The sequence below is a fragment of the Maritalea mobilis genome, from assembly GCF_004363175.1.
GTDB lineage: Bacteria > Pseudomonadota > Alphaproteobacteria > Rhizobiales > Devosiaceae > Maritalea > Maritalea mobilis.
This window is the reverse complement of record NZ_SNYR01000002.1, coordinates 282,801-304,859: the sequence shown is the minus strand read 5'-3', so window position 1 is coordinate 304,859 and position 22,059 is coordinate 282,801. Positions and strand designations below refer to the sequence as shown.

Here is a 22,059-nt window from a genome sequence, read left to right as displayed (position 1 = left end):
ACACCACCCAGCAAAAAGAGTGATCTTGCGCTATGGCACATGCTGAATGGCCGTTGATTTATTTCGTACGGCACGGACAAACCGATTGGAACCGGGCAAGCCGGTTCCAAGGGCAGCGGGATGTGCCACTTAACGAGCATGGGCGCAACCAAGCAAAACTGAGCGGCGAAATTTTGCACGAGTTGGTGACTCGCGATGGCGGTGATCCGGCAGATTTCGACTGGTTTTGCTCACCATTAGGGCGCACGCGCGAAACGATGGATATCGTGCGGGCGCAATTTGACGATGAACTGCCCGACATTGCCTATGATGATCGCCTGCGCGAAATATCGTTTGGGCGGTTGGAAGGCATTTTGGCGAGTGACGTGGAAAAGCTTTTCCCAGAAGAGCACGCCCAGCGCGAGGCCAGCAAATGGCGGCACCGCCCAAAAGATGGCGAAAGCTATGCCGAAGTGATCGAGCGGGTGGACGCCTTTATGCAGGAGCATATTCAACGTCCCACTATTGTTGTGGCCCATGGCGGCGTGGCGCGGACCTTCCGGCACCTGCTCACGGGTGAGCCGGGCGACGTGCTCGACAAATGGGCCCCATCTCAAGAAGCTGTTTTTCGCTTTGAGAATGGACAATTTACCGAGTATGCAGCCTAGACAATTGCGGCGCTGTCTCGCAAAATTGTCTCCAGTACTTTCAAACCATTAGGACGCACCATGTCGCACAATAGCTTTGGCCAACTTTTCCGCTTCACCACTTGGGGCGAAAGCCATGGACCAGCCTTGGGCGTGGTGGTTGATGGGTGTCCTGCTGGCTTGGCGATTTCCGAAGCCATGATTCAGGAAAAGCTGGATCGCCGGAAGCCTGGCCAATCTAAATATACCACTCAGCGCCGTGAACCAGATCAGGTGAAAATCCTTTCCGGCACATTTGAAGATGAGCGTACTGATGGTTTGCGCACCACTGGCACGCCGATCTCGCTGATGATCGAGAATACCGACCAGCGGTCCAAGGATTATGGCGACATTCGCGACAAGTTCCGCCCTGGCCATGCGGATTTCACCTACGAACAGAAATATGGCATCCGCGACTATCGCGGCGGTGGCCGTTCATCTGCGCGGGAAACCGCGGCGCGTGTGGCCGCAGGAGCCGTGGCCCAATTGGTGGTGCCCGACATCAAAATCCGCGCCAGCTTGGTGCAGGTAGGCCCGCACAAAATCAATTATGATCGCTTCGATTGGGATCAGGTAGATCAAAATCCGTTCTTCTGCGCCGACCCTGTAGCGGCGGAAGAATGGGCAGCCTATCTTGATGGCATCCGCAAAGAAGGCTCGTCCGTCGGCGCGGTGATCGAAGTGGTGGCCGAAAACGTACCCGTGGGCCTTGGTGCCCCGATCTATGGCAAACTCGATCAAGATTTGGCGTCGGCCATGATGTCCATCAACGCGGTGAAAGCCGTTGAGATCGGCGCAGGTTTTGACGCAGCGGAACTGACAGGCATTGAAAATGCCGATGAGATGCGCGCCGGAGAGGGCGCACCTTATTTCAAGAGCAATAAAGCGGGCGGCATTTTAGGCGGCATTTCCAACGGCGACCCCGTTGTGGTGCGCTTTGCCGTGAAGCCAACCAGCTCAATCTTGGTGCCGCGCGAAACCGTGACCAAAACCAATGAGAATACTGACATCATCACTAAAGGCCGCCATGACCCTTGCGTCGGTATCCGCGCAGTACCTGTTGGCGAAGCAATGATGGCATTGGTGCTGGCAGACCATTTCCTCCGCCACCGCGGCCAAACTGGACGCGACGGCGGCGTTGGGTTTTAAGCGGCTGTAAGTGGCAGCTCGTTCAACCGCAGAAGCTGCTTGGATCCTCGGGGCAAGCCCGAGGATGACGGTGGTGTGGAGGTGAGGCCTGGAGAAACTAACGCATTTTCTTGCGTCATTACCGGACTTGATCCGGTAATCTATGCAGCGTCGGCGTTATTATTCTAACTTAGAGCTGTGAAGGCGCTACCCCTCTTTGCGATACCAGTGAATAAACTCCTGATTGCCATCGCTGCCCGAAATGGGTGAGGGCGCATCGCCCAGCTTTTGCCAGTTCTTTTCTGAGAGAAATTCATCTACACGGGCGCGTGCTGTTTCAATTGCTGTTTGGTCTTTGACAATGCCGCCCTTGCCGATGGCCGCGCGGCCAACTTCAAATTGTGGCTTGATAAGCAGCAGCGCATGGGCGCCTGCGGCGCATAAGTCCAAGGCAGGGCCAATCACTTTAATTAGTGAGACAAAGCTGATGTCGCTGACAAGGATGTCGATTGGATCGGCAATCAACTCAGCGGTGAGGGCCGTGGCGTTGGTTTGTTCTAAACTCACGACTTGAGGGGCGGATTTGATTTCATCGGCGAGCTGAGCTTGTCCCACATCCACCGCATAGATTTTCGCGGCATCGCCTTCGAGAAGCACTTGCGAGAAGCCGCCTGTCGAAGCCCCAAGATCGAGGCATGTTTTGCCTGCAACTTCGATCTGGCTTTCCGCTAAGCCCTTTAACAGCTTGAGTGCTGCACGGGACACATAGTTCGCGGACGGATCATCGATTTGGATATGATCGTCATCACTGACTTTGAAGCCGGGCTTTGTGATCTGTTTGCCATTTACGGTGACACAGCCCCGCACAATGGCGTCTCTGGCGCGGGCCCGAGACCGCACCAGATTTTGCACATCCAAAAATTGATCGAGTCGCATCAGCCTTCGATTTTAAGCAGGCGCTTAAGTTTGGCCACAGCGCTTTCTTTGCCTTCACCATAGGCAATGGTGCCAGCAAATTGACCGTCCTCATCCAACAGGAAGAGCGTGGCGGTGTGGTTCACCAAATAATCGGAGCTATCTTCATCGGTTACTTTTTCTGAGAAGATGCCATATTTAGCTTTGATGGCGTCAACCTGCGCTTGGGTACCGGTAAGGCCGATAATGTCTTCGCCAAATGAGCCCAGATAAGCGTCTAATTGTTCTGGTGTGTCGCGCTCGGGATCGACTGAGACAAACACGGTTTTGATGTCTTCGCTGTTCAAATCCAAAGCTTGCCGCCACACATTGCTTTCATAAAGCGTGGTCGGGCACACATCAGGGCAGAAGGTATAGCCGAAGAACATCATGGTCGGCTCGCCCTTCAAATCCGCTTGGGTAAAGGTTTCGCCTTTGGTGTTCACCATTTCAAAATCGCCACCAATGCGCACGCGATCTGAATCCGGCAGCGTTTGGCGATATAGGGTAAAAACCGTTGCGGCAAGACCAACGATTAAAACAAGGGCCCAAAGGATCAGGCGCACACGTGCGAGACTCATATTCATTCTCCAGCTCTGCTCGGATAGGTTGAAACCTAATTCTTAAGCAAAGTAAAGGCGATGCGACCCATCGTCCTTGCCGCGATTTATTGAATCAATGTGTGAAGTGCCAGAATCAATCTCTTAGCAACAAGCGCTAGCAGATTGAAGCTAAAGACCTTTTTCGATCATAGTTTTGATTTTTACGGCTTTTTCAAAGTGGTCGAGCTGATGTTTTTCAATCCACCACTGTGCCGCTTCCATCAAAATATCCGGCGCGTCATTTTTGTTTTTGAAGAAGGCATAAAAGGAAATGCCAACGCCTTCACCCTTTTGAGCAATCTTTTTGTCGCAGATTTCGATCGCCTTTTGGCGCAAACTTTCACGCATGGAGTTAGCCGTCGAGTGGCTCGGTGCCTTGCGGTTGGCCATTGCCATCCAGCGTAATTTTTTCAATCCGGGCTTCGGCTTGCTTGAGCAATTTTTCGCAATGCGCTTTGAGCAATCCACCGCGCTCGTAAACTTCAATGCTTTCTTGCAAAGGGGCGCGACCAGCTTCCAACTTGCCTACAATCTGTTCCAGTTCAGAAAGGGCTGTTTCAAAATCCATCGCTGCAATGTCGCTATGCTTGTTCTCGCTCACGCCAAATTCCTTCTATCTCTTTTGTCGCATCAAACGGCGCACCCATTTCCCCATGCTCTAGCATATTGATGTGCGCCGCAACACCTTCTGCCAGTGCATTTAAATGATATCCACCTTCTAATAGCGAGACGATTTTATTGTCACACCGCCGATCTGCAATATCCATGATTTTGCCGGTGACCCAAGCAAAGTCTCGCGGCTCCCAGCGCAAAGAGGCAAGCGGGTCGCGGCTGTCGGCATCAAAGCCAGCTGAAAGCAAAATCAGATCCGGATTAAACCGATCCAAGGCAGGCAGAATGCGGTCCATATAGGCTTCGCGCATCATCGCCCCGTCGCTGCCTTCAGTTAAAGGCGCATTGCAAATATTGCCTTCACCCGTTTCACGCTTCAGCCCGGTGCCGGGAAAAAGCGGCATTTCATGACTGGAGGCATAAAAAATGTTGCGGTCATTATAAAAAATGTCCTGCGTGCCATTGCCATGATGCACGTCGAAATCGACAATGGCCACGCGCTCCAACCCATAATGCTCACGCGCCCATAGGGCGGTAATCGCAATTGTGTTGAACAGGCAAAAGCCCATTGGCCGATCATGTTCTGCATGGTGTCCCGGCGGGCGAATGGCGCAAAATCCATTTTGATGATGGCCATTCATCACGCTTTCAACAGCATCCAACGCACCACCAATGCCGCTCATCACCGCTTCAAAGCTGGTGGCGGCAATAAAGGTGTCGCCATCAATCTCAGCAATGCTCTCAACTGGGCGGCGGGATTTTACAAACTGGATGTGCTCTTTTGAATGGGCCAATTCCACCAAGCCCAAATCTGCATATTTTGCTTCACGCTTCTCAAATTCGGCAAAGCGTTCATGGGCGAACAAATGATCAAGATAGTGCAAGCGATCAGGGCTTTCGGGGTGTCCCTTCGGCATTTGATGCTGCGCGCCTTGCGGATGTTGAATGAGCAAACATGCCATTTATTTGTGTCGCCTTTACTCGCATTTGCTGAACTTGATTCTTGACCTTCAGGCAAAGCCTTGTCAAACAGCAGCCATGAAAGAGCCGCGCGATAACACACAATTCGTTAAAATTGAACATGCTGCCCAAATTTTAAGGGCAGGTGATGTTGTCGCTATGCCCACCGAAACAGTTTACGGCCTTGCTGGCAATGCCCAAAGCGATGATGCGGTGGTGAAGATTTTTGAAACCAAATCGCGACCCCGCTTCAACCCGCTGATTGTGCACTGCGCAACAAGGGAAATGGTGGAAGCCATTGCGGAGTTCCCGCCTTTAGCAGATATTTTGGCAGATAAATTCTGGCCGGGGCCACTAACCATGGTGTTGCCCAAGCGTGACGATGCGGCTCTGTCCGATCTGGTGACAGCGGGGTTGGATACGGTCGCGATCCGCATGCCAAAACATGAAATGGCGCGCGAACTGATCCGGCAGGCAGGCTTTCCGGTAGCGGCGCCCTCTGCCAACCCATCTGGCAAATTGTCACCAACAACTGCCCAACACGTGCTGGACGGATTTGAAGGCAGAGTGCCGGTTATTGACGGCGGACCAGCAACAGAGGGTGTGGAGTCGACCATCGTAGCGGTGCACGATGATCAACTGATATTGCTGCGCCCGGGCACCATTTCGCGCGAGGCGCTGACCGAGGCGACGGGACGATCTGTGCTGGACCCGCAGGATAAAACCATCAAAGCGCCGGGCATGTTGTTGTCACACTATGCGCCAAACGCGGCAGTGCGGCTGAATGCTAGCGATTGTGTAGACGGCGAGGCGGCGCTGAACTTTGGGAACAGTGAGCTGACCAGCGCAAAGGCAAAGCTGAATCTCTCCGCCGAAGGTGACTTGGCGGAAGCGGCGCGCAATCTATTTAGCTATTTGCGAAAACTGGACCAAGCTGGTGTGCATACGATTGCGGTGGCCCCAATTCCTGAGTTGGGCTTGGGCGAAGCGATCAATGACCGCTTGCGCCGCGCCGCTGCTGATCGGAATTAGCTGTCTTCCCGCGGGGTATATGGTTTCTGATCGCGCCAGAACCGCATCAGGCTTTCCAAGTCGGGGTCTTTTTTCTCAGGCAAAACAATCCGCAAGTTCACATAAAGATCGCCTTCACCAAAAAGGCCTTTGCCTTTCAGGCGCAGCGATTTTGATGTGTCCATGCCCGGCTGCACTTTGAGTTCAACGGCGCCAGAAAGCGTTGGTACACGTACCTTCCCGCCCAACACAGCCTCATAAAGCGTGATTGGCACATCCACGCGCAGGTCATCACCATCCTTGCGGAAATGTTTGTGCTTTTTAATTTTCACCTGAACCAACACGTCGCCGCGCTTGCCGCCCATGGGGGCCGCTTCGCCTTGGCCTTTCAGTCGAACCTGCTGCCCGTCATTCAACGGGTAGGGCAGGTTCACTGAGAGCACTTTGCCGTTTGGCAAGGTCACAGGCACAGGTTCACGCGCATTGATCTCTTCCAAAGAGACATTCAGGCGCACCTTTGTGTCTTCGCCTTTTGGTCGATTGCGGGCGCCGGTGGAGAAATTGCGGGCGCTGCCCATACCCATAGGGCCAGCACCGCCGCCGCGACCACCAAAGCCGCCAAAACCGCCCATAAACTCTTTCAAAATGTCTTCAGGGTTCACGCCAGCGCTTTGCTGGCCACCACCACCCCGACCGCCACCAAAGCCGGAAAAATCAAATCCAGCCATTTTGGGGTTGCCATCAGCGTCTATTTCGCCGCGATCATATTGTTGGCGTTTTTGCTTATCTTGCAAAAAGTCATAGGCATTTGTGGCCTCGGAAAACTTTTCCTGAGCCTTCGGGTCATTCTTATTTTGGTCTGGGTGATAGGTCTTCGCCAGTTTACGATAGGCAGACTTGATCTCCTGATCGCTCGCCGAGCGCGCCACACCCAAAACGCTATAGGGATCACGCATAAAACGAGTCACTCCAAAAATTGGCGTGGGCAGACATATTCCACCAACGCGATTTCACATTTGTTTCATATATGGCGATGGGGCCGCGCAATGTCCAGTTTTTCAGCGGAAAAGATGGGATTTTATGCGCTTTTTTAGATCGGCAGCGGCCGTTGCTCTTCAATCGCTTCCATCGCGAAATAAGAGGTGACGGAATCCAACTCCACTTTCGAGATCAAGCGCTGATACACATCGTCATAGCTGGACATGTCTTGCGTGACCACTTTGAGAAAATAGTCGTAATCCCCGCCAATACGGAAAAAGTCGATCACTTCGGGAATGGTGGACACATGCGCGCGAAACTTCTCCAACCATTCGGCAGAATGGTGGCGCGTGCGCAGCATGACAAAGACCACAAGGCCAAAGCCTAAATCGTCGCGATCCATCAAAATCGTGGAGCCTTTGATCAGCCCAGCACTCTTTAAATTCTGCAATCGCCGCCAACAGGCATTTTGGCTCAAATGCACAAGCGAAGCCAAATCGCGCTGCGTTAAAGACGCGTCGCGCTGCATATGGCGGAGGATGGCACGATCATACTGATCTAATTTTATTCCCTTCATGTGGTCATTTGACCAAAAAAACGACATTTGTCCAACAAAAAATGAGAAATCAACACGAAGATTTGGTGCGATAATAGATTCTCACGTGATTATGAGGGTCAAAATGTGCCGCTGGATCGCTTATTTGGGTCAACCGACCCATATGGAAGATTATCTTTATGATGGCGAGCGCGCCCTGTGCGGGCAAGCGCTGAAATCCTATGAAGCGAAATTGGGCGTGCATGGGGATGGCGGCGGCCTTGGCTGGTATGATCGCAAACCATTTCCCGGCCTTTACCGAAATGCTGGTCCGGCCTGGGGTGACCCGAATTTGCGCGAGCTGACCGCGCAACTGGAAAGCCATCTATTCTTCGCCCATGTCCGCGCATCAACTGGCGCACCCAATATCTTTGTGAACTGTCACCCGTTCCGCTGCGACAATTGGCTGTTTATGCACAATGGCCAAATTGGTGATTTTGAACGGGTAAAACGGGTTCTGGCGCAAAAATTAGATGATGAAAGCTATCAAATGCGCCAAGGCGACACAGATAGTGAGCTGATTTTTGCGCTGCTGTGTACCAATGGCCTGAAGCGCGATCCGTTGCGCGCAATTGAAGCCACTATCGATCAAATCCTAACCCATATGCGCAAGGCCAAAATCAGTGATCCATTCCGGGCCACATTTGCCTTGGCCGATGGTGAGCATATTTGGGCGGTGCGCTGGTCAAGCGATGCCCATGCACCTTCGCTTTATCAACGTTTGCATTGTGATCATCTGTTGCTCGCATCCGAGCCATTAGATGAAGAAAAATCGAACTGGCTGGAAGTGCCTGCAAATGCGGTGGTGCATGCGGCGCGGCAAGCCAATGGCAAAATTTCTATTTCCCAATCATTTTTATTCGAGAAGGTAGCTTAAATGTTTGAAAGCCTAACGCAAAAACTCGCAGCACAATCTGATTTGCCTGCATTTTTGCGCAGTCAATTGATTGGTGAAAATGTAAATATTGAAGGACCATTTGGCCCGAAAAAACTGGTCTATGCCGACTATGTTGCCTCAGGCCGGGCGCTGTGTGTGATAGAAGATTTTGTGGCGGAGGAAGTGTTGCCCTTCTATGCCAATTCTCACACCCGCGCATCATATTGCGGGGAAAAAATGACCGCTATGCGCGAGGCGGGCAGGGCCGTGATTGCCAAGACCATCGGCGCGGGGCCAAATCACTCAGTCATTTTCACAGGCGCGGGCGCAACCGCTGCCGTGAACCGGTTGGTGAAATTGGTCGGTTTGGAAGAAGCTGTGCAGGCAGGGGAAAAACCAATCGTCTTTTTGGGGCCGTATGAACACCATTCTAACATTCTGCCGTGGGTCGAAACCGGGGCGAAAATCATCTATGTGCCAGAAGCTGCTGATGGTGGCTTGGATTTGGACTTTCTTGCAGAGCAGTTGGACCTTTATGCGGATCGCAGTTTGCGGATCGGTAGCTTTTCTGCGGCATCCAACGTTACAGGCATCACAACCGACATTGTGGAAACCACGCGGCTGCTGAAATCAAAGGGCGCCCTAAGCTTTTGGGATTTTGCAGGCGGCGCACCCTATTTGCCTGTGCATTTGGTACCAGAGGCAGGGTTGGAGATCGATGCGCTGTTCCTTTCTGCACACAAATTTGCTGGTGGCCCTGCGGCTTCAGGTATCTTGGCGATGAAGAATGACATTGTGCGGCGCAATGTACCTTCTTGGCCTGGTGGCGGCACAGTGACCTATGTGTCTGAATGGGATCGCGATTATGTCGAATCGATCGAAGAACGCGAAGAAGCAGGCACACCAAACATTGTTGGCGATATCCGCGCGGCCCTTTGCTTTTTGGTCAAAGAGGCAGTCGGTGCCGACTTTATGGCCAAACGGCAGGCGGAACTGGTGCAAATGGCCATGACGCGCTGGCAAGCTAACCCCAACATTCATTTGCTGGGCAATCTTGAGGCGCACCGCATACCGATTTTTTCTTTCATCGTGACTGATGATAAGGGCATGCCCGTGCCGCACAATTTCTTCACCCGCGCGCTCTCAGACCTTTATGGCATTCAAGCGCGTGGGGGCTGTGCGTGTGCCGGACCATACGGACATCATTTGCTAAACATTGATCAGCATCAATCTGAACGCGTGCGCAATCAGATAAAGCAGGGAGATGTGTTGGCAAAGCCCGGTTGGGTGCGGCTCAATTTCAGCTACCTTTTTGATGATCAAAAATCCCAATTCATCATTGATAAGGTTGACGAATTGGCCAATAGTGCGGGCACATATCTGGATCAATATAAGCTGGACCCGAAGTCAGGCATTTTTTGCCATCAGGCGGATCAGCTCAAAGCAGTCGGCTAGCACCACAATCATGATGCCGACTTCATGTTAAGGAGCGGCATATGGCGCAGGACAATATCGAAGCTTTGGTTCAATCTCGTAATGTTGAGCTGTTCGACCCGAACTTTTCGGGTGACATTGACCCCTATGAGCTGTTTGACCGCTGGTTAGAATTGGCTTGGGAAAAAGAACCAGACAACGCCAATGCCATGTCGCTCGCGACCATGGATAAGGACGGGCTGCCAAACATACGGATTGTGTTGTTGAAAGAACGCGAAGCCGACGGTTTCACATTCTATACCAACACAACAAGTGCCAAAGGCAATGAACTGGCCGACCATCCACAGGCCGCGCTTGGGTTCTATTGGAAATCCCTCGCTTGGCAAGTGCGCGTGCGCGGCAAGGTGCAACCTGTTACCGCAGAACGCGCAGATGCCTATTACGCGTCGCGGCCGCGTGGTTCGCAAATCGGTGCGCATGCTTCGCATCAATCACAACCGCTCAGCTCACGGCAGGAACTGATCGACCGGGTGGAAGAACTGAACCAAAAATATGAAGGGCAGGATGTGCCGCGTCCAAGCCATTGGTCTGGCTATACCGTGTTGCCAAGCGAAATTGAATTTTGGTGCGACGGTGAGTTTCGCCTGCACAACCGCGTGCGGTTTACCCGCAGCGCGGACGGCACATGGCAGCGCCAACGCTTGAACCCATAGGCAAAACGCACCAGTGCGCATTTTCATCAAAACTTCAGCTTGGGCAGTTTGGGCAGGGCGCTTAGCGCGCCTTGTGATCCCGATTTACATCGTTTCCATTGCTGCCCACCATATCGAGCTGATTGACGCCCTCGTTTTTGTGACCATGTTTGCTTTGGCCACTTTTTTGGGCGTTTCGGCATTATTTGTCGGGATATTGGCCTTCGTGCGCCTGTGGTACACAGGTGATCATGGCTGGGGCATGGCGAGTCGGGCAAATCTGATTGGCGTGGGGGCCACGGCTGTTTTGGCTTTGGCGATCCTTTTGGGCGCGCAATATCCATCAACCAACCAAATCACCACCAACATCAAAAATGTGCCCGCACTGGGTGTCGCTTCGCTGGAAACACCAGAAAAACGCGCCGAGCTTGAGCGTATGGCCAATGAAGTTGCTATCAGCTTTCCAACAGCGGTCACACGCGCTTACCCGTTGGGCGGTGATGAGATGTTGCCGCTACTGGAGCGGCAAATCGCTGCTGCGGGGTGGGGCGGACGCGTGACGCGCCAGTCGGCAACGGAAAGCGAAACCAATTATGCGGGCGATGTGAAAACCTGGTTGGGTTTTAAAGATCGCGTGGCCATCCGTGCCATATACGATGAAAGCCAAACCGAAATTGATATGCGCTCAGCGTCATATTTCGGCGAGTCGGATCTTGGTGCAAATGGGCGGCGGGTTCAGTCTTTTCTAGCAGATTTGGACGCTGCTGTGCGTCAGAAGCTCTTGGCCCTTAGTCGCCAAGCGCCAGTGGCCGAAGAGGCCATTTCAGAGGACGAAGAAGGCTAGGGCTTTCTGCTAGGCCGCAACGAATATCGGCTGACGCAGCAAGCGTCGTTGCTTCTTCAACGCGCCCTGTTCTGCAAGATAGTGCAAATGCGCTTTCACGGTCAGCAGGGCGGCGCCTCTAACAGCCATAGACACATCTGGATACATTTTGTCGGTCAATTGCCACGCGGTAAGTGAGCCATGCTTCGCCAACAGATCAAGAATTTGCTTGTTGCGTTGTAAGCGATGGCCTTTCAGCGCTCTGGCATAGGATTTACCTTGCACAATCCGATCGCCATGCGCGGGCAAATAGATTTGGCCCGGGCAAGACAAAATCAAATCCATCGAATCAAGGTAAGGACCGAGCGCGCCATCAGGATCGGCAATAAGGGTGGAGTTCCACCCCATAATATGATCGCCAGTTAAAATGTGGGCGCGGTCTGAAAGCGCGAAGCACACATGATTGGCGCAATGACCCGGCGTTTCAATCACTTCGATCTGCACTGCGCCGAATGAGAGAATGTCCCCCTGTCGCAAAGTGCGGTCAGGCTTAAGGCCGTAATGACCCGAGCGCTTCATAGGATCAATTTCAAACGCCCGCAAATTGCGGGCAGGGCGGTGCGGGCCGCCAAACATAAGCGGCACGCCATATTTTTCGGCAAGCTTGGGCGCCACCGCCGAATGATCGCGGTGGGTGTGCGTCAACAAAATTGCACTGACCTTGCGACCATTAATGGCGCGGTCCAAGGCATTAATGTGCACTTGCACGTCTGGTCCTGGATCGATGATGGCCAGCTCATCCTGCCCCACCAAAAAGCAGTTGGTGCCTGTAAAAGTATATGGCGATGCATTCGGCGCGACGATTCGCTCCACAAAGGGCGCAACACATTCCGCTTCGCCAATTTCCGGGGCAAAGTCAGTTTGATAGGCCGGCGCTGTTTGATGCTGCAAAGTCATAATCGCCTTGGGGCTAATGGGTGTGCTGAGAAAGCCCGAAATGTAGGGGCAAAACGCAAGCACCGCAACAATATGCATTTTAATCAAATTGTGTGTGAACTGTGTAGACCTGATTGAGATTTGGCAAAAATGAAGCAGGCAGACAGAGTTGATAGGTCAAATTTCCACTCTTTGGCGAAGCGAATGGGACGCTAAATACAAGTTTGTGCAAAAAGTTTGAAAAAGGTGGTTTTCAAAGGTTGCACATCGAAAATAAAACGCGTATAGACCGTCACCGTTCAGTCATATTTTTGACGAACATGCTGGGGCGTGGCCAAGTGGTAAGGCAGCGGTTTTTGGTATCGCCATTCGCAGGTTCGAATCCTGCCGCCCCAGCCATAATATTCCTAATTTCCCGCACATTTATCCTATTAGCGAAATGGCGCATTGGTGCGTTTGAACGCATGTGTTATTGATCGCCTAAAAAGCGGCGTTGCCGCAACAATAGGGGATCAAATATGCAGCAAACGGCTAATCCAGTACTTGTTGAATTCACGCGCGGCAATTGGGTGGAGAACCGTCACCGTGCCGCATTTTGCATTGCCGATTCGAGCGGACGAATCGTGGCCAGCGCTGGCGATATTGACCACCCCATTTTTCCACGCTCAGCAATTAAATCACTGCAAGCGCTGGCTCTGTTTGAAAGCGGCGCAGCGGAAAAATTTGATCTAGATGACCGTGACTTGGCGCTAGCCTGTGCCTCGCACAAGGGCGAGCCCATTCATGTGGAAGGTGTTTTGCGCTTTCTCGACAAAGTCGGCATGAGTGCTGACGACTTGGAATGTGGTGCCCATGTGCCCTCAGATGCGGCGGCACGCAAAGCTTTGCGCGAAAAAGGTGAAGAGCCGAGTGCATTGCACAATAACTGCTCTGGCAAGCACACAGGCATGTTGGCTGTGGCCAAAGCGCTAGGCGTTGATCCCAAAGGCTATATCGAGCAGGATCATGCGGTTCAAAAGCTTGTACGTGCCTGCGTAGAGCGCGCTGTGGGCGATACAATGAGCACAGACCGATGTGGCCGCGATGGCTGTTCTATCCCCACCTGGGCGTCACCACTGCGGGGTTTTGCCGTTGGGTTCGCGAAGCTAAGCGATCCGAACTCAGATTTGCCGGACCTTTATAAAACAGCTGGCCAGCGCCTTTTCGACGCGTGTGCGCAAAATGCCATGTTGGTGGCAGGCACGGATCGTATCGACACAAATGCGATGGATGCGTTTAAAGGCCAGTTGATGATGAAGGTGGGCGCAGATGGCGTGTTCTGTGGCGCACTACGCGGCAGCCACCTTGGCTTTGCCCTCAAAGTGGATGACGGCTCTGTGCCTGCTGCTGAAGCGATTGTTGCAGGCTTGGTGGCACGTTTGGCCGATGCATCGGAAGAGCAAAAGAAATTGCTGGCACAATGGTCACACAAAACCACGAAAAACTGGCGTGGCTTTGAAGTGGGCACAGCACATCTAAGCGGTGAATTCGCCTCGTTCTTCTAAGAAGTTGTGCGTTTAGCCAACGACATTGTTGGACACATAAATATGGTCTGGCGCGCGCTGCGTCAGATCATCAAAGGCAATATCTTGCCACTTGCCGCCCACAAGCGGTTGCTCGCACTCAAACAATGAATTGCCCGTAATGTTGATCGGCCCGTCACCTTCAACGGCAGAAGCGGCAACACCATATTTGCATTTGCGCACCAAATTGCCGTTGGCCAGCAAATTCCGATGATAAGGCCCCCAGCCGAGCAACAGACCAGCGCCGGGCACATTTTCCACCACATTGCCAGTGATGTTGCAATCTGCCTCCGCAGCGATGCCGAGCGGGATCGTGTCTGGATTGTTCGGGCTCTTTTCCCAAATATTGCGCACAATATTGTTGGAACATACGGCTAGGTAGCCACCATCATTATAGTTGGTGATTGAAATGCCAGTGGCAGCCTCATCAATCAGATTATTGCTGATCAGTGAGCCGGAAAACCCAAATTCGGAAAAAATGGCGACTTCGCCCAACCGCTGGCAGTTATTGCCAAGAATTTGGGTGTTGCGGGTGCCATTGGCGCGCACAGCGGTGAAGCCGCAATCGCTGATCACATTGTTGGCCACAATCACATTCTGGGCGCGAAATACATTGATGCCATTGCCATTTTGCCCATTGCCGCCGCTGCGCCATTCAATATTTTGAATTTGGTTGTTGGCAACAATTGTCCCATCAAAACCCGGCTCATCGCGCCAGATCAAAATGCCATTATTGCCACAGCCTTTGATGATGTTTCCGCGCACTTGCGACTGCACGCCATTATTGAGGAAAATCGCGGCACTGCCCATCTGCTCGAAGCGGTTGCTGTTGATCTGCACCTGCGCGTCATAGCCCCAAACGCCATGCTTAGCGCTGGCAAAGAAGCCACATTCTTCAATGTTCACATTGCGCACGGACTGCATGTAAAGAATGGCGTCTGCCGCCAAATCTTGCGCCCCGACCACATCAAACTGCTCAAGTGCAATATTTTGCGCTCCGATCAGTGAAAAGACCGGCTTGTCGGTCATCTGCACCAATTTTGTCGCGCTGCCCGCGCCAATAATTTGGGTGCCAGAGGGAAGGGCGACGTTGGAAATCTGATAGCTGCCAGCAGGCAAAAACAGTTTTTGCTTGGCACTATTAGCGGCATTCACTGCCGTGTTCAGTGCCTCGGCCTGATCATAAGGCGCTCCGGGCGTGAGGCCGAAATTACGGCCATCCAAAAGAGCGCCGCTGACTGGGCTTTGCGCAAATGCAGTTGCTGGCAGACCAGCCAAACTGGCTCCGCCCAAAATAGATGCACCACTTGAAAGCAAAAAGCGACGCCGGTTCAACATGCATTCCTCCCCGATCAATACGCCTATTGAGCGCGATCTTGCCGGGAAATGCAAGCCATGCACTGGGTTACTGGTTAACTTATGCCGAGATAATTCTAGGCGTGTGCCCTAGGTTTTGCGCAACTTCACTGCGGTGCCAGAGCAGGTGACCATCAACATCGCACCGCGTGAACCGACCGTTTCGTAATCCAAATCCACACCGATCACCGCATCTGCGCCGATGGCGCGTGCGCGATCACACATTTCTTCCAGAGCGGCTTTGCGCGACTTGCTGAGCGTTTCCTCATAAGCGCCGGAGCGGCCGCCAATATAGTCGGTGACGGTGGCCATCAAATCGCGAATGAAATTGGCACCAAGAATGGTTTCGCCCATCACGATGCCCATATATTCGGTGATCTCAAAGCCGTCTAATGTGTCGGTTGTGGTTGTTAGCATGTCCCAGCCCCCAAAAATTCATCTGCACGACAAATGGGGCAAGCCTGCCACAATTTCAAGTCAGGCCCGACGAAAGGCCCATCGGTTGGGCATATTTGTCAAAAAAATCAATGGTCCTATTGAGATTTCAGTGTTGCGCGGCTTATATGGATACTCAAATTTTTGGAAGGGCATATTGGATGTTTGTTGACGGCAAGGTCTATCTTGGCACCAGCACCCAAGCTGAATATCTTGATCTTAAACTGGCCAACCGCCACGGCCTGATCACCGGCGCAACCGGCACTGGCAAAACCGTTAGCCTCCAAATCATGGCCGAAGGGTTCTCACGCGCAGGTGTGCCCGTGTTCTGTGCGGACGTGAAAGGCGATCTTTCCGGCATCGCGGTGAGCGGCGAAAGCAAAGATTTTCTGGAAGAACGCGCCCAAAATATCGGTTTTGATGATTACGTCTATGAAGCCTTTCCGACCATTTTCTGGGATTTGTTTGGCCGCCAGGGCCATCCAATTCGCGCAACCATTTCTGATATGGGGCCGCTATTGCTGGCACGCTTGCTGGACCTGACCGAGGTACAGGAAGGTGTGCTCAACATCGCATTTGCTTACGCAGATGATGAAGGGCTTTTGCTGCTCGATCTGAAAGATCTACGGGCGATCTTGGCCGACATTGATGAGAATGACGATGTGATCTCACGGCGATATGGCCGAGTTTCTCGCTCATCCATCGGAGCCATTCAACGGTCTTTGTTGGTGTTGGAACAGCAAGGGGCAGAGCATTTCTTTGGCGAACGGGCGCTGGATATTCGCGACCTGATGCGCACAGACAAAGATGGACGCGGCATTGTGAGCGTTTTGGCTGCAGATGAGCTGATGCAATCGCCGCGTCTTTACGCGACATTCCTGCTGTGGCTGCTGTCCGAATTGTTTGAAGAGCTGCCCGAGGTGGGCAACCCGGATAAACCGCATTTGGTGTTCTTTTTTGATGAAGCGCATTTGCTGTTTGATGACGCGCCAGACGCCTTGATGGACAAGGTGGAGCAGGTGGTCAAGCTGGTGCGCTCAAAAGGGGTGGGCGTTTATTTCGTCACGCAAAATCCTTTGGACATTCCTGACCCGGTGCTGGCGCAATTGGGCAACCGCGTGCAACATGCACTGCGGGCCTATACCCCGCGAGAACAACGCGCGGTCAAAACGGCGGCAGATACATTCCGTCCGAACCCGGATTTCAACACAGCAGATGTGATCACCCAATTGGGCGTGGGCGAAGCCCTAGTCTCAACGCTGGAGAAAAAAGGTGTGCCCTCAATTGTTGGCCGCACTATGATGCGTCCGCCATCATCGCGCTTGGGGCCAATTTTGCCGGAAGAACGTGCCGCAATCATCAAGCAAAGCCCTGTTGCCTCGCTTTACACAGAAACGCTGGATCGCGATTCAGCATATGAAGAACTGCAGCGCCGAGCCGAAGCCAAATTGCGTGAAGAAGAATTACAACTTGAGCGGGAAAAGCAGGACGATTTTGGCGATCTGTGGGAAACCCGCACTGGCTATCGCGATAAGTACCGCGATGACCGGCCAAAAACTCAACGTAAAACCCGCCGTTCAACCCGGCAAACGCCTACTGAGGCTGCGGTGAAAACTTTTGCCCGCACAGTGGCGCGACAGTTGGGAAACCAACTTGTTCGTGGTATCTTGGGTTCACTGAAGCGGGGACGGTAGAATGAAGGGCAAGAAGCCAATTAAAACCGCAGGATTTTTGGTGCCGGCCGGACGGGCAGAACACCAAAAACAAATCACCACCGCCCATAATATGGGTGAGTTTCTTGCTCAAAAAAACGTCGATATTTGTTGTGGCATGCCCACAGGTGAAGTGGCATCTGCGTTTGCCTCTGGCGCGCTGACCAAGGGCGGTCGTGTGATCATCTATCACCAGCAAAATACGCCAAGTGTGAAGCTGCCTGAAGGCGGCGAAATCATTGAGATTGATGGCTCACCCATGAAGCCCGTGGCTGAATCGGTTTCCCATTTCTGGGTTTTGCCATGTGGCGTGAAAGATCTGGGCCGCTATTTGGAAACGTGGCTGGCGTCAGCTTGTCGGCCACTTGTTTGCTTGTCCAAAAATGACGAGTTCTTGTTGCTGCGCGGCTTTGTTGAAGAAATCGTCGCGGTCGATCGGCCAGATGCATTGGAAAAAATCATCTTCGCCAAAACGGTAGAAGAAGGTTGGGACCGCGTTGCCAATTTGCTCTCAGAGCAAGTCCGCTAATCATTGCATTTTGAGGAAACGGGAAAGTCGCTTAGTGCGGCTTGTCGGCGAGGCCCATCATTTTGGCGCGATAGGCGGCAAACTCGATCACATTATCATGCTGGCTGGCCACATCATTGTTGAGCGGGCGCCGTAAATTTTCATTTTGGTTTGTTTCTTCGCGCCAGTCTCGGCTAGAGGCGGCAGAAGTGGGGATGCGCACAAACTGCCCATCAGCGCCCAACCGTGCGCTCACGCGCTCTTTGATATAGGCGGGCGACATGGGTTTGACGATAATCTCATCAATGCCTGCATTCACCACACTGGCCTGCAACTCCCGATCAATATTTTTGATCATGGTGATGGTCTGCAACGCATCAATATCAATATTGGGATTAGAACGCAGGCTGTTCAGCACGTCCGGCGCTGAGCGGTCGGCAAGCTGATAATCAAGGATCAACAAGTCGAGCGGGGCAATATCGGCATAGCGAAGCAAATGCGCAGCGCTGGAAAATTCGCGCAGCCGCAATCCCGCAATGTCGCGCAACACCATGGCGAGAATCGAGCTGAGCGCCGAATTTTGCGTAAGAATCCCAACTACTTTGGTTTGAAACAAATCACCTCTCCCATGGTTAAAGAATGGTTAACACTTAGGAGGGGGCGTTGCCTAGAGATTCGTTTGTTTTTTCACAGCACAAAAAAACTCGCCAAACCCAAGGGCTTGGCGAGTTGATCATCAAAACAATCTGTTAGATTGCTTATTTCGCAGCTTCGTAAAGCTCCGCAACATATTCCCAGTTTACCAATGAGTCGAAGAATGCTTCGAGATATTTTGGACGGGCATTGCGGTAATCGATGTAATAAGAATGTTCCCAAACGTCACAGCCCAACAATGGTGTTTCGCCATGTACCAATGGGTTTTCGCCGTTAGGTGTTTTGGTGACGGCCAACTTGCCGTCTTTCATCACAAGCCATGCCCAGCCTGAACCAAACTGAGTTGCACCAGCGTTCAAAAACGCCTCACGGAACTCATCAACTGAACCCAAGTCAGACTTGATTTGAGCTTCCAAATCACCAGGAATAGAACCACCGCCATTTGGCTTCATCCATTTCCAGAAGTGGATGTGGTTATAGTGCTGTGCCGCATTGTTGAACAAGCCAGCATTTTTGCCGAAGCTTTCGCGCACAACATCTTCCAATGACTTGCCTTCAAGGCCGGAGCCTTCAAGCAATTTGTTGCCATTGGTCACATAAGCTTGGTGGTGCTTATCGTGGTGATATTCAAGCGTTTCAGCTGACATATATGGGTTCAATGCATCATATGCATAGGGGAGTTCTGGCAATTCAAAAGACATGATCGGCCTCCAATTTTGTTCGTTTGTCTCAAGGTGATAACACTTATAATCGGTTCTTTGTTCCGCAACAAGAGTTATGGAAAGAAAAAACTTTCTTTATTTTAAGCGCTTCGTGGTTCTAAGGGCAAATGCATAGGCAAGTGCGGTCTCTTTAATCTTCTCAAATCGACCCGACATGCCCGCATGACCAGCCCCCATATGGGTTTTGAAAATCAGCGGATTCGCATCTGTTTTCAAATCACGCAATTTGGCAACCCACTTGGCAGGCTCCCAATATGTCACGCGGGGATCCGTCAAACCGGCCATCACAAACATCGCCGGATAATCCTTCGCCTCAACATTGTCGTAAGGCGAATAGCTGGCGATGTAATCATAATCCTCTTTTGAGGTGATGGGGTTGCCCCATTCCGGCCATTCTGGCGGGGTGAGGGGAAGGGTGTCGTCCAACATCGTGTTCAGCACATCCACAAACGGCACCAGCGCGATGATCGAACCGAACAGTTCCGGCGCTTGGTTGGCCACAGCACCCATCAACATGCCGCCAGCCGAACCGCCCATCGCGGCGATATTGCCCTTAGAAGTGTAGCCTTGCTCAACCAACATTTCGCCGGCTGCGATAAAGTCGCTAAAGGTGTTCTTTTTATTGTGCTTTTTGCCTGCTTTGTACCAGTTGTACCCTTTCTCCATGCCGCCGCGAATATGGGCAATGGCATATACCATGCCGCGATCTACAAGAGAGAGGGTGGTGATGGAAAAGCCTGCACCCATAGACATGCCATAAGAGCCATAGCCATAAAGCATTAAGGGTGCGCTGCCATCGGGCTTGAAATCGGCGCGGTGCAAAATCGTCACGGGCACCTGGGCGCCATCAGGCGCCGTGGCAAACAAGCGACGGGTTACATAATCGGCAGGGTTGTGACCAGAAGGGATCTCCTGCGTTTTACGCAAGGTCCGCTCTTTGGTTTCGATTTTATAATCAAACACTTGTGGTGGCGTGGTGGGAGATGAGTAATAATAACGAATTTCGTCATTATCAAACTCATAACCGCCTGCAACGGAAAGCGTATAGGCTTCTTCTTTAAAGCTGATTTCTTCCTCTGTGCCGCTGTCTAACTCGCGCACGATAACACGCGGCAAGCCCTCAAACTCTTCCTTGCGGATCAAATAGCGTGATTTGAGGAAATAGCCTTTCAACAACACACCGGGCCGATGGGGCACCAAATCTTGCCAATTTTCCATGCCCGGCTCAGCAACCGGAGCGGTCACCAATTTATAATCCTCTGCACCATCCGTATTGGTGTGGATGTAGAACAGCCCATTGGCATCATCTACATGATATTCATGCCCATTTTTGCGCTCGGCAATCAGGGTAGGGGCATCCAACTTATGTGCATCAATAAAACGCACCTCGCTGGTTTCATGGTCGTGGCTATCGATCAGAATATAATTGCCTGAATTGGTTTTGCCGACGCCAAGAAAGAAACCGGAATCCGGTTCCTCATAAATCATTTTGTCATTGGCGGGGTCTTCACCCAAATAATGGTGAAACACCTTGTGGGGACGGTGATTTTCGTCCTGAACGGTATAGAAGAAGCTCTTGGAATCCGCAGCCCACGTCACGCCGCCCGTGGTGCTCTCAATTTTGTCTTCAAGCTCTTCGCCTGTGTTCAAGTCGCGCACAAAAATGGTGAAATATTCAGAGCCTTTGCGGTCGGCGGACCAAGCAAGCAATTTGTGGTCTGGCGAATGGCTTGTGCCGCCGGAGCGGAAATAGCCTTCGCCAGCTTCCTTATTCATATCGATCAACACATGCTCATTGCCGCCATCGCGATCTGATCGACAAATCTGCGGATATTGCTGCCCTTCAAGCGTGCGGGTGAAATAGGCAAAGTCGCCATCTTTAAATGGCACCGAGCTATCATCTTCTTTGATGCGGCCGCGGATTTCTGCGTAAATCTCTTCACGCAGCGCAGCGCTATCATCCATATGCGCTTCGAAAAATGCATTCTCAGCTTCAAGATAGGCGCGAATATCCTTGTCCAACACTTCAGGATCACGCATGACCTGCTGCCAATTATCATCGCGCAGCCAATGATAAGGGTCGTTCCGCTCAATCCCGTGGTGAGTGGTCAAATGATCCTTCTTGGCGGCTTTGGGGGGCGTTAAATCACTCATAATCTCACTCATCTTCCGGTTGCGGCACAAAGTTCAAAGCGGTTCCATTGGTGCAATATCGTTTTCCTGTGGGTTGTGGCCCATCTTCAAACACATGTCCAATATGTGATTTGCAATTGCCGCAAATTATTTCTGTTTTGCGCGAAAAAAAGGTGCGCTGGGCTTGTAGTTCGACTGCGCCACCTTGCGCCTCGTCATAAAAACTGGGCCAACCTGAGCCTGAATCATATTTATGCTGTGCGGCAAAAAGCAGCGCCCCACAAGCTTTGCACAAATATTGGCCGGGCGCACTTTGCTTGTCATATGCATGCGAAAAGGCACGCTCGGTGCCCTTTTTGCGCAGCACATAATATTCCAGCTCACTCAGCTCTTGCTGCCAGTCTTGCTCAGACTTTTGCTCGTTTGGTGGGTTTGACATACTCAATCAGGAAAGAATTGTGTTGGCAGTAACGCTTTAATTTGGGGAGCCTAAGCGAAACAATCAAGTCTTTGCAAAAAAGGTGACGGTGTTTATACCGTATTTTTGATTTCGCTGATCCGAAAACACTGCAAAACCGTTGTTTCAGCGGCACTTGCCCTTGTCGTTTTCCTACAGACCGGGTCAAATTGTTTAACTTTTTTCTGCGATTCGAAATAGTGCGGAATAAAAGACGCTAAATTGCAAGATTGCGCCAAACATATTGGCGCGC

24 protein-coding genes and 1 tRNA gene are annotated in these 22,059 nt (G+C 52.0%); 11 read left to right on the top strand and 14 right to left on the bottom strand.

The window, feature by feature from the left end; all coding sequences use genetic code 11:
* Positions 1 to 32: 32 nt before the first annotated feature.
* Both ATL17_RS09285 and aroC read left to right on the top strand, forming a co-directional pair.
* Positions 33 to 647 carry a histidine phosphatase family protein gene (locus ATL17_RS09285; RefSeq protein WP_133572530.1) on the top strand — a complete coding sequence of 205 codons (615 nt, stop codon included), beginning with the start codon at positions 33 to 35 and terminating at the stop codon, positions 645 to 647.
* Positions 648 to 707: 60 nt separating this feature from the next.
* Positions 708 to 1,814, top strand: a complete 1,107-nt coding sequence (gene aroC / locus ATL17_RS09280) for a chorismate synthase (protein ID WP_133572529.1) — start codon at positions 708 to 710, stop codon at positions 1,812 to 1,814.
* Positions 1,815 to 2,000: 186 nt separating this feature from the next.
* Here aroC and ATL17_RS09275 read toward each other — a convergent pair whose 3' ends face one another.
* The 5 genes from ATL17_RS09275 to ATL17_RS09255 all read right to left on the bottom strand — a co-directional run bounded on the left by ATL17_RS09275 (position 2,001) and on the right by ATL17_RS09255 (position 4,923).
* Positions 2,001 to 2,729, bottom strand: coding sequence for a TlyA family RNA methyltransferase (locus ATL17_RS09275; RefSeq protein WP_133572528.1), 729 nt, complete (start codon positions 2,727 to 2,729; stop codon positions 2,001 to 2,003).
* Positions 2,729 to 3,328, bottom strand: coding sequence for an SCO family protein (locus tag ATL17_RS09270; protein WP_166638978.1), 600 nt, complete (start codon positions 3,326 to 3,328; stop codon positions 2,729 to 2,731). The genes ATL17_RS09275 and ATL17_RS09270 overlap by 1 nt, the downstream gene beginning before the upstream one ends.
* Positions 3,329 to 3,478: 150 nt before the next feature.
* Positions 3,479 to 3,697 (bottom strand): DUF6500 family protein, encoded by a 219-nt coding sequence (locus tag ATL17_RS09265; protein ID WP_133572526.1) that lies wholly within the window; start codon positions 3,695 to 3,697, stop codon positions 3,479 to 3,481.
* A gap of 4 nt (positions 3,698 to 3,701) precedes the next feature.
* Positions 3,702 to 3,917, bottom strand: coding sequence for an exodeoxyribonuclease VII small subunit (locus tag ATL17_RS09260; RefSeq protein WP_425462427.1), 216 nt, complete (start codon positions 3,915 to 3,917; stop codon positions 3,702 to 3,704).
* A gap of 13 nt (positions 3,918 to 3,930) precedes the next feature.
* Complete coding sequence (locus tag ATL17_RS09255; RefSeq protein ID WP_133572524.1) at positions 3,931 to 4,923, bottom strand: histone deacetylase family protein; 993 nt, start codon at positions 4,921 to 4,923, stop codon at positions 3,931 to 3,933.
* 76 nt (positions 4,924 to 4,999) lie between these two features.
* Here ATL17_RS09255 and ATL17_RS09250 point away from each other — a divergent pair, with 76 nt between their 5' ends.
* Positions 5,000 to 5,953 (top strand): L-threonylcarbamoyladenylate synthase, encoded by a 954-nt coding sequence (locus ATL17_RS09250; RefSeq protein ID WP_133572523.1) that lies wholly within the window; start codon positions 5,000 to 5,002, stop codon positions 5,951 to 5,953.
* Here ATL17_RS09250 and ATL17_RS09245 read toward each other — a convergent pair.
* Both ATL17_RS09245 and ATL17_RS09240 read right to left on the bottom strand, forming a co-directional pair.
* Positions 5,950 to 6,888, bottom strand: a complete 939-nt coding sequence (locus tag ATL17_RS09245) for a DnaJ C-terminal domain-containing protein (protein ID WP_133572522.1) — start codon at positions 6,886 to 6,888, stop codon at positions 5,950 to 5,952. The genes ATL17_RS09250 and ATL17_RS09245 overlap by 4 nt on opposite strands.
* A 134-nt stretch (positions 6,889 to 7,022) precedes the next feature.
* Entirely contained in the window at positions 7,023 to 7,487 is a 465-nt protein-coding gene (locus ATL17_RS09240; protein WP_133572521.1) for an Lrp/AsnC family transcriptional regulator, read from the bottom strand.
* Positions 7,488 to 7,590: 103 nt separating this feature from the next.
* Between ATL17_RS09240 and ATL17_RS09235 the strand changes: the two genes are divergently transcribed.
* The 4 genes from ATL17_RS09235 to ATL17_RS09220 are packed head-to-tail and all read left to right on the top strand — an operon-like array spanning position 7,591 to position 11,352.
* Positions 7,591 to 8,382, top strand: coding sequence for a class II glutamine amidotransferase (locus ATL17_RS09235; RefSeq protein WP_166638977.1), 792 nt, complete (start codon positions 7,591 to 7,593; stop codon positions 8,380 to 8,382).
* Positions 8,383 to 9,837 carry an aminotransferase class V-fold PLP-dependent enzyme gene (locus ATL17_RS09230; protein ID WP_133572519.1) on the top strand — a complete coding sequence of 485 codons (1,455 nt, stop codon included), beginning with the start codon at positions 8,383 to 8,385 and terminating at the stop codon, positions 9,835 to 9,837. It abuts the gene before it with no gap.
* Between the two features lie 41 nt (positions 9,838 to 9,878).
* Positions 9,879 to 10,529, top strand: coding sequence for a pyridoxamine 5'-phosphate oxidase (gene pdxH, locus ATL17_RS09225; RefSeq protein WP_133572518.1), 651 nt, complete (start codon positions 9,879 to 9,881; stop codon positions 10,527 to 10,529).
* Positions 10,530 to 10,542: 13 nt separating this feature from the next.
* A complete protein-coding gene (locus ATL17_RS09220; protein WP_133572517.1) occupies positions 10,543 to 11,352 on the top strand; it encodes a DUF1499 domain-containing protein in 810 nt (269 codons plus the stop codon).
* A 9-nt stretch (positions 11,353 to 11,361) separates the two neighbouring features.
* On the opposite strand, the gene ATL17_RS09215 is transcribed toward ATL17_RS09220, so the two are convergent.
* Positions 11,362 to 12,288 carry an MBL fold metallo-hydrolase gene (locus tag ATL17_RS09215; RefSeq protein WP_166638976.1) on the bottom strand — a complete coding sequence of 309 codons (927 nt, stop codon included), beginning with the start codon at positions 12,286 to 12,288 and terminating at the stop codon, positions 11,362 to 11,364.
* A 303-nt stretch (positions 12,289 to 12,591) separates the two neighbouring features.
* Between ATL17_RS09215 and ATL17_RS09210 the strand changes: the two genes are divergently transcribed.
* Both ATL17_RS09210 and ATL17_RS09205 read left to right on the top strand, forming a co-directional pair.
* A tRNA-Gln gene (locus ATL17_RS09210) sits at positions 12,592 to 12,666 on the top strand.
* 119 nt (positions 12,667 to 12,785) lie between these two features.
* A complete protein-coding gene (locus ATL17_RS09205; RefSeq protein ID WP_133572515.1) occupies positions 12,786 to 13,811 on the top strand; it encodes an asparaginase in 1,026 nt (341 codons plus the stop codon).
* Positions 13,812 to 13,823: 12 nt separating this feature from the next.
* Here the strand turns inward: ATL17_RS09205 and ATL17_RS09200 are convergent, their stop codons facing one another.
* Together ATL17_RS09200 and ATL17_RS09195 are read right to left on the bottom strand one after the other, a co-directional pair.
* On the bottom strand, positions 13,824 to 15,167 hold the full coding sequence (locus ATL17_RS09200) for a TIGR03808 family TAT-translocated repetitive protein (RefSeq protein WP_133572514.1): 1,344 nt from the start codon (positions 15,165 to 15,167) through the stop codon (positions 13,824 to 13,826).
* Positions 15,168 to 15,275: 108 nt separating this feature from the next.
* On the bottom strand, positions 15,276 to 15,602 hold the full coding sequence (locus ATL17_RS09195; RefSeq protein ID WP_133572513.1) for a YbjQ family protein: 327 nt from the start codon (positions 15,600 to 15,602) through the stop codon (positions 15,276 to 15,278).
* A 179-nt stretch (positions 15,603 to 15,781) separates the two neighbouring features.
* On the opposite strand from ATL17_RS09195, the gene ATL17_RS09190 reads away from it, so the two are divergent.
* Positions 15,782 to 17,314, top strand: a complete 1,533-nt coding sequence (locus ATL17_RS09190) for a helicase HerA-like domain-containing protein (protein WP_133572512.1) — start codon at positions 15,782 to 15,784, stop codon at positions 17,312 to 17,314.
* A 1-nt stretch (position 17,315) separates the two neighbouring features.
* The gene (locus tag ATL17_RS09185; RefSeq protein WP_133572511.1) at positions 17,316 to 17,861 is read left to right on the top strand and encodes a hypothetical protein; all 546 of its coding nucleotides are present in this window, start codon (positions 17,316 to 17,318) and stop codon (positions 17,859 to 17,861) included.
* 31 nt (positions 17,862 to 17,892) lie between these two features.
* Here the strand turns inward: ATL17_RS09185 and ATL17_RS09180 are convergent, their stop codons facing one another.
* The 4 genes from ATL17_RS09180 to msrB all read right to left on the bottom strand — a co-directional run bounded on the left by ATL17_RS09180 (position 17,893) and on the right by msrB (position 21,788).
* Entirely contained in the window at positions 17,893 to 18,456 is a 564-nt protein-coding gene (locus tag ATL17_RS09180; RefSeq protein WP_133572510.1) for a response regulator, read from the bottom strand.
* A 142-nt stretch (positions 18,457 to 18,598) separates the two neighbouring features.
* Positions 18,599 to 19,195, bottom strand: a complete 597-nt coding sequence (locus ATL17_RS09175) for a superoxide dismutase (protein WP_133572509.1) — start codon at positions 19,193 to 19,195, stop codon at positions 18,599 to 18,601.
* Positions 19,196 to 19,291: 96 nt separating this feature from the next.
* Positions 19,292 to 21,370, bottom strand: coding sequence for a S9 family peptidase (locus ATL17_RS09170; protein ID WP_133572508.1), 2,079 nt, complete (start codon positions 21,368 to 21,370; stop codon positions 19,292 to 19,294).
* A 4-nt stretch (positions 21,371 to 21,374) separates the two neighbouring features.
* Entirely contained in the window at positions 21,375 to 21,788 is a 414-nt protein-coding gene (gene msrB / locus ATL17_RS09165) for a peptide-methionine (R)-S-oxide reductase MsrB (RefSeq protein ID WP_133572507.1), read from the bottom strand.
* Positions 21,789 to 22,059: the final 271 nt, after the last annotated feature.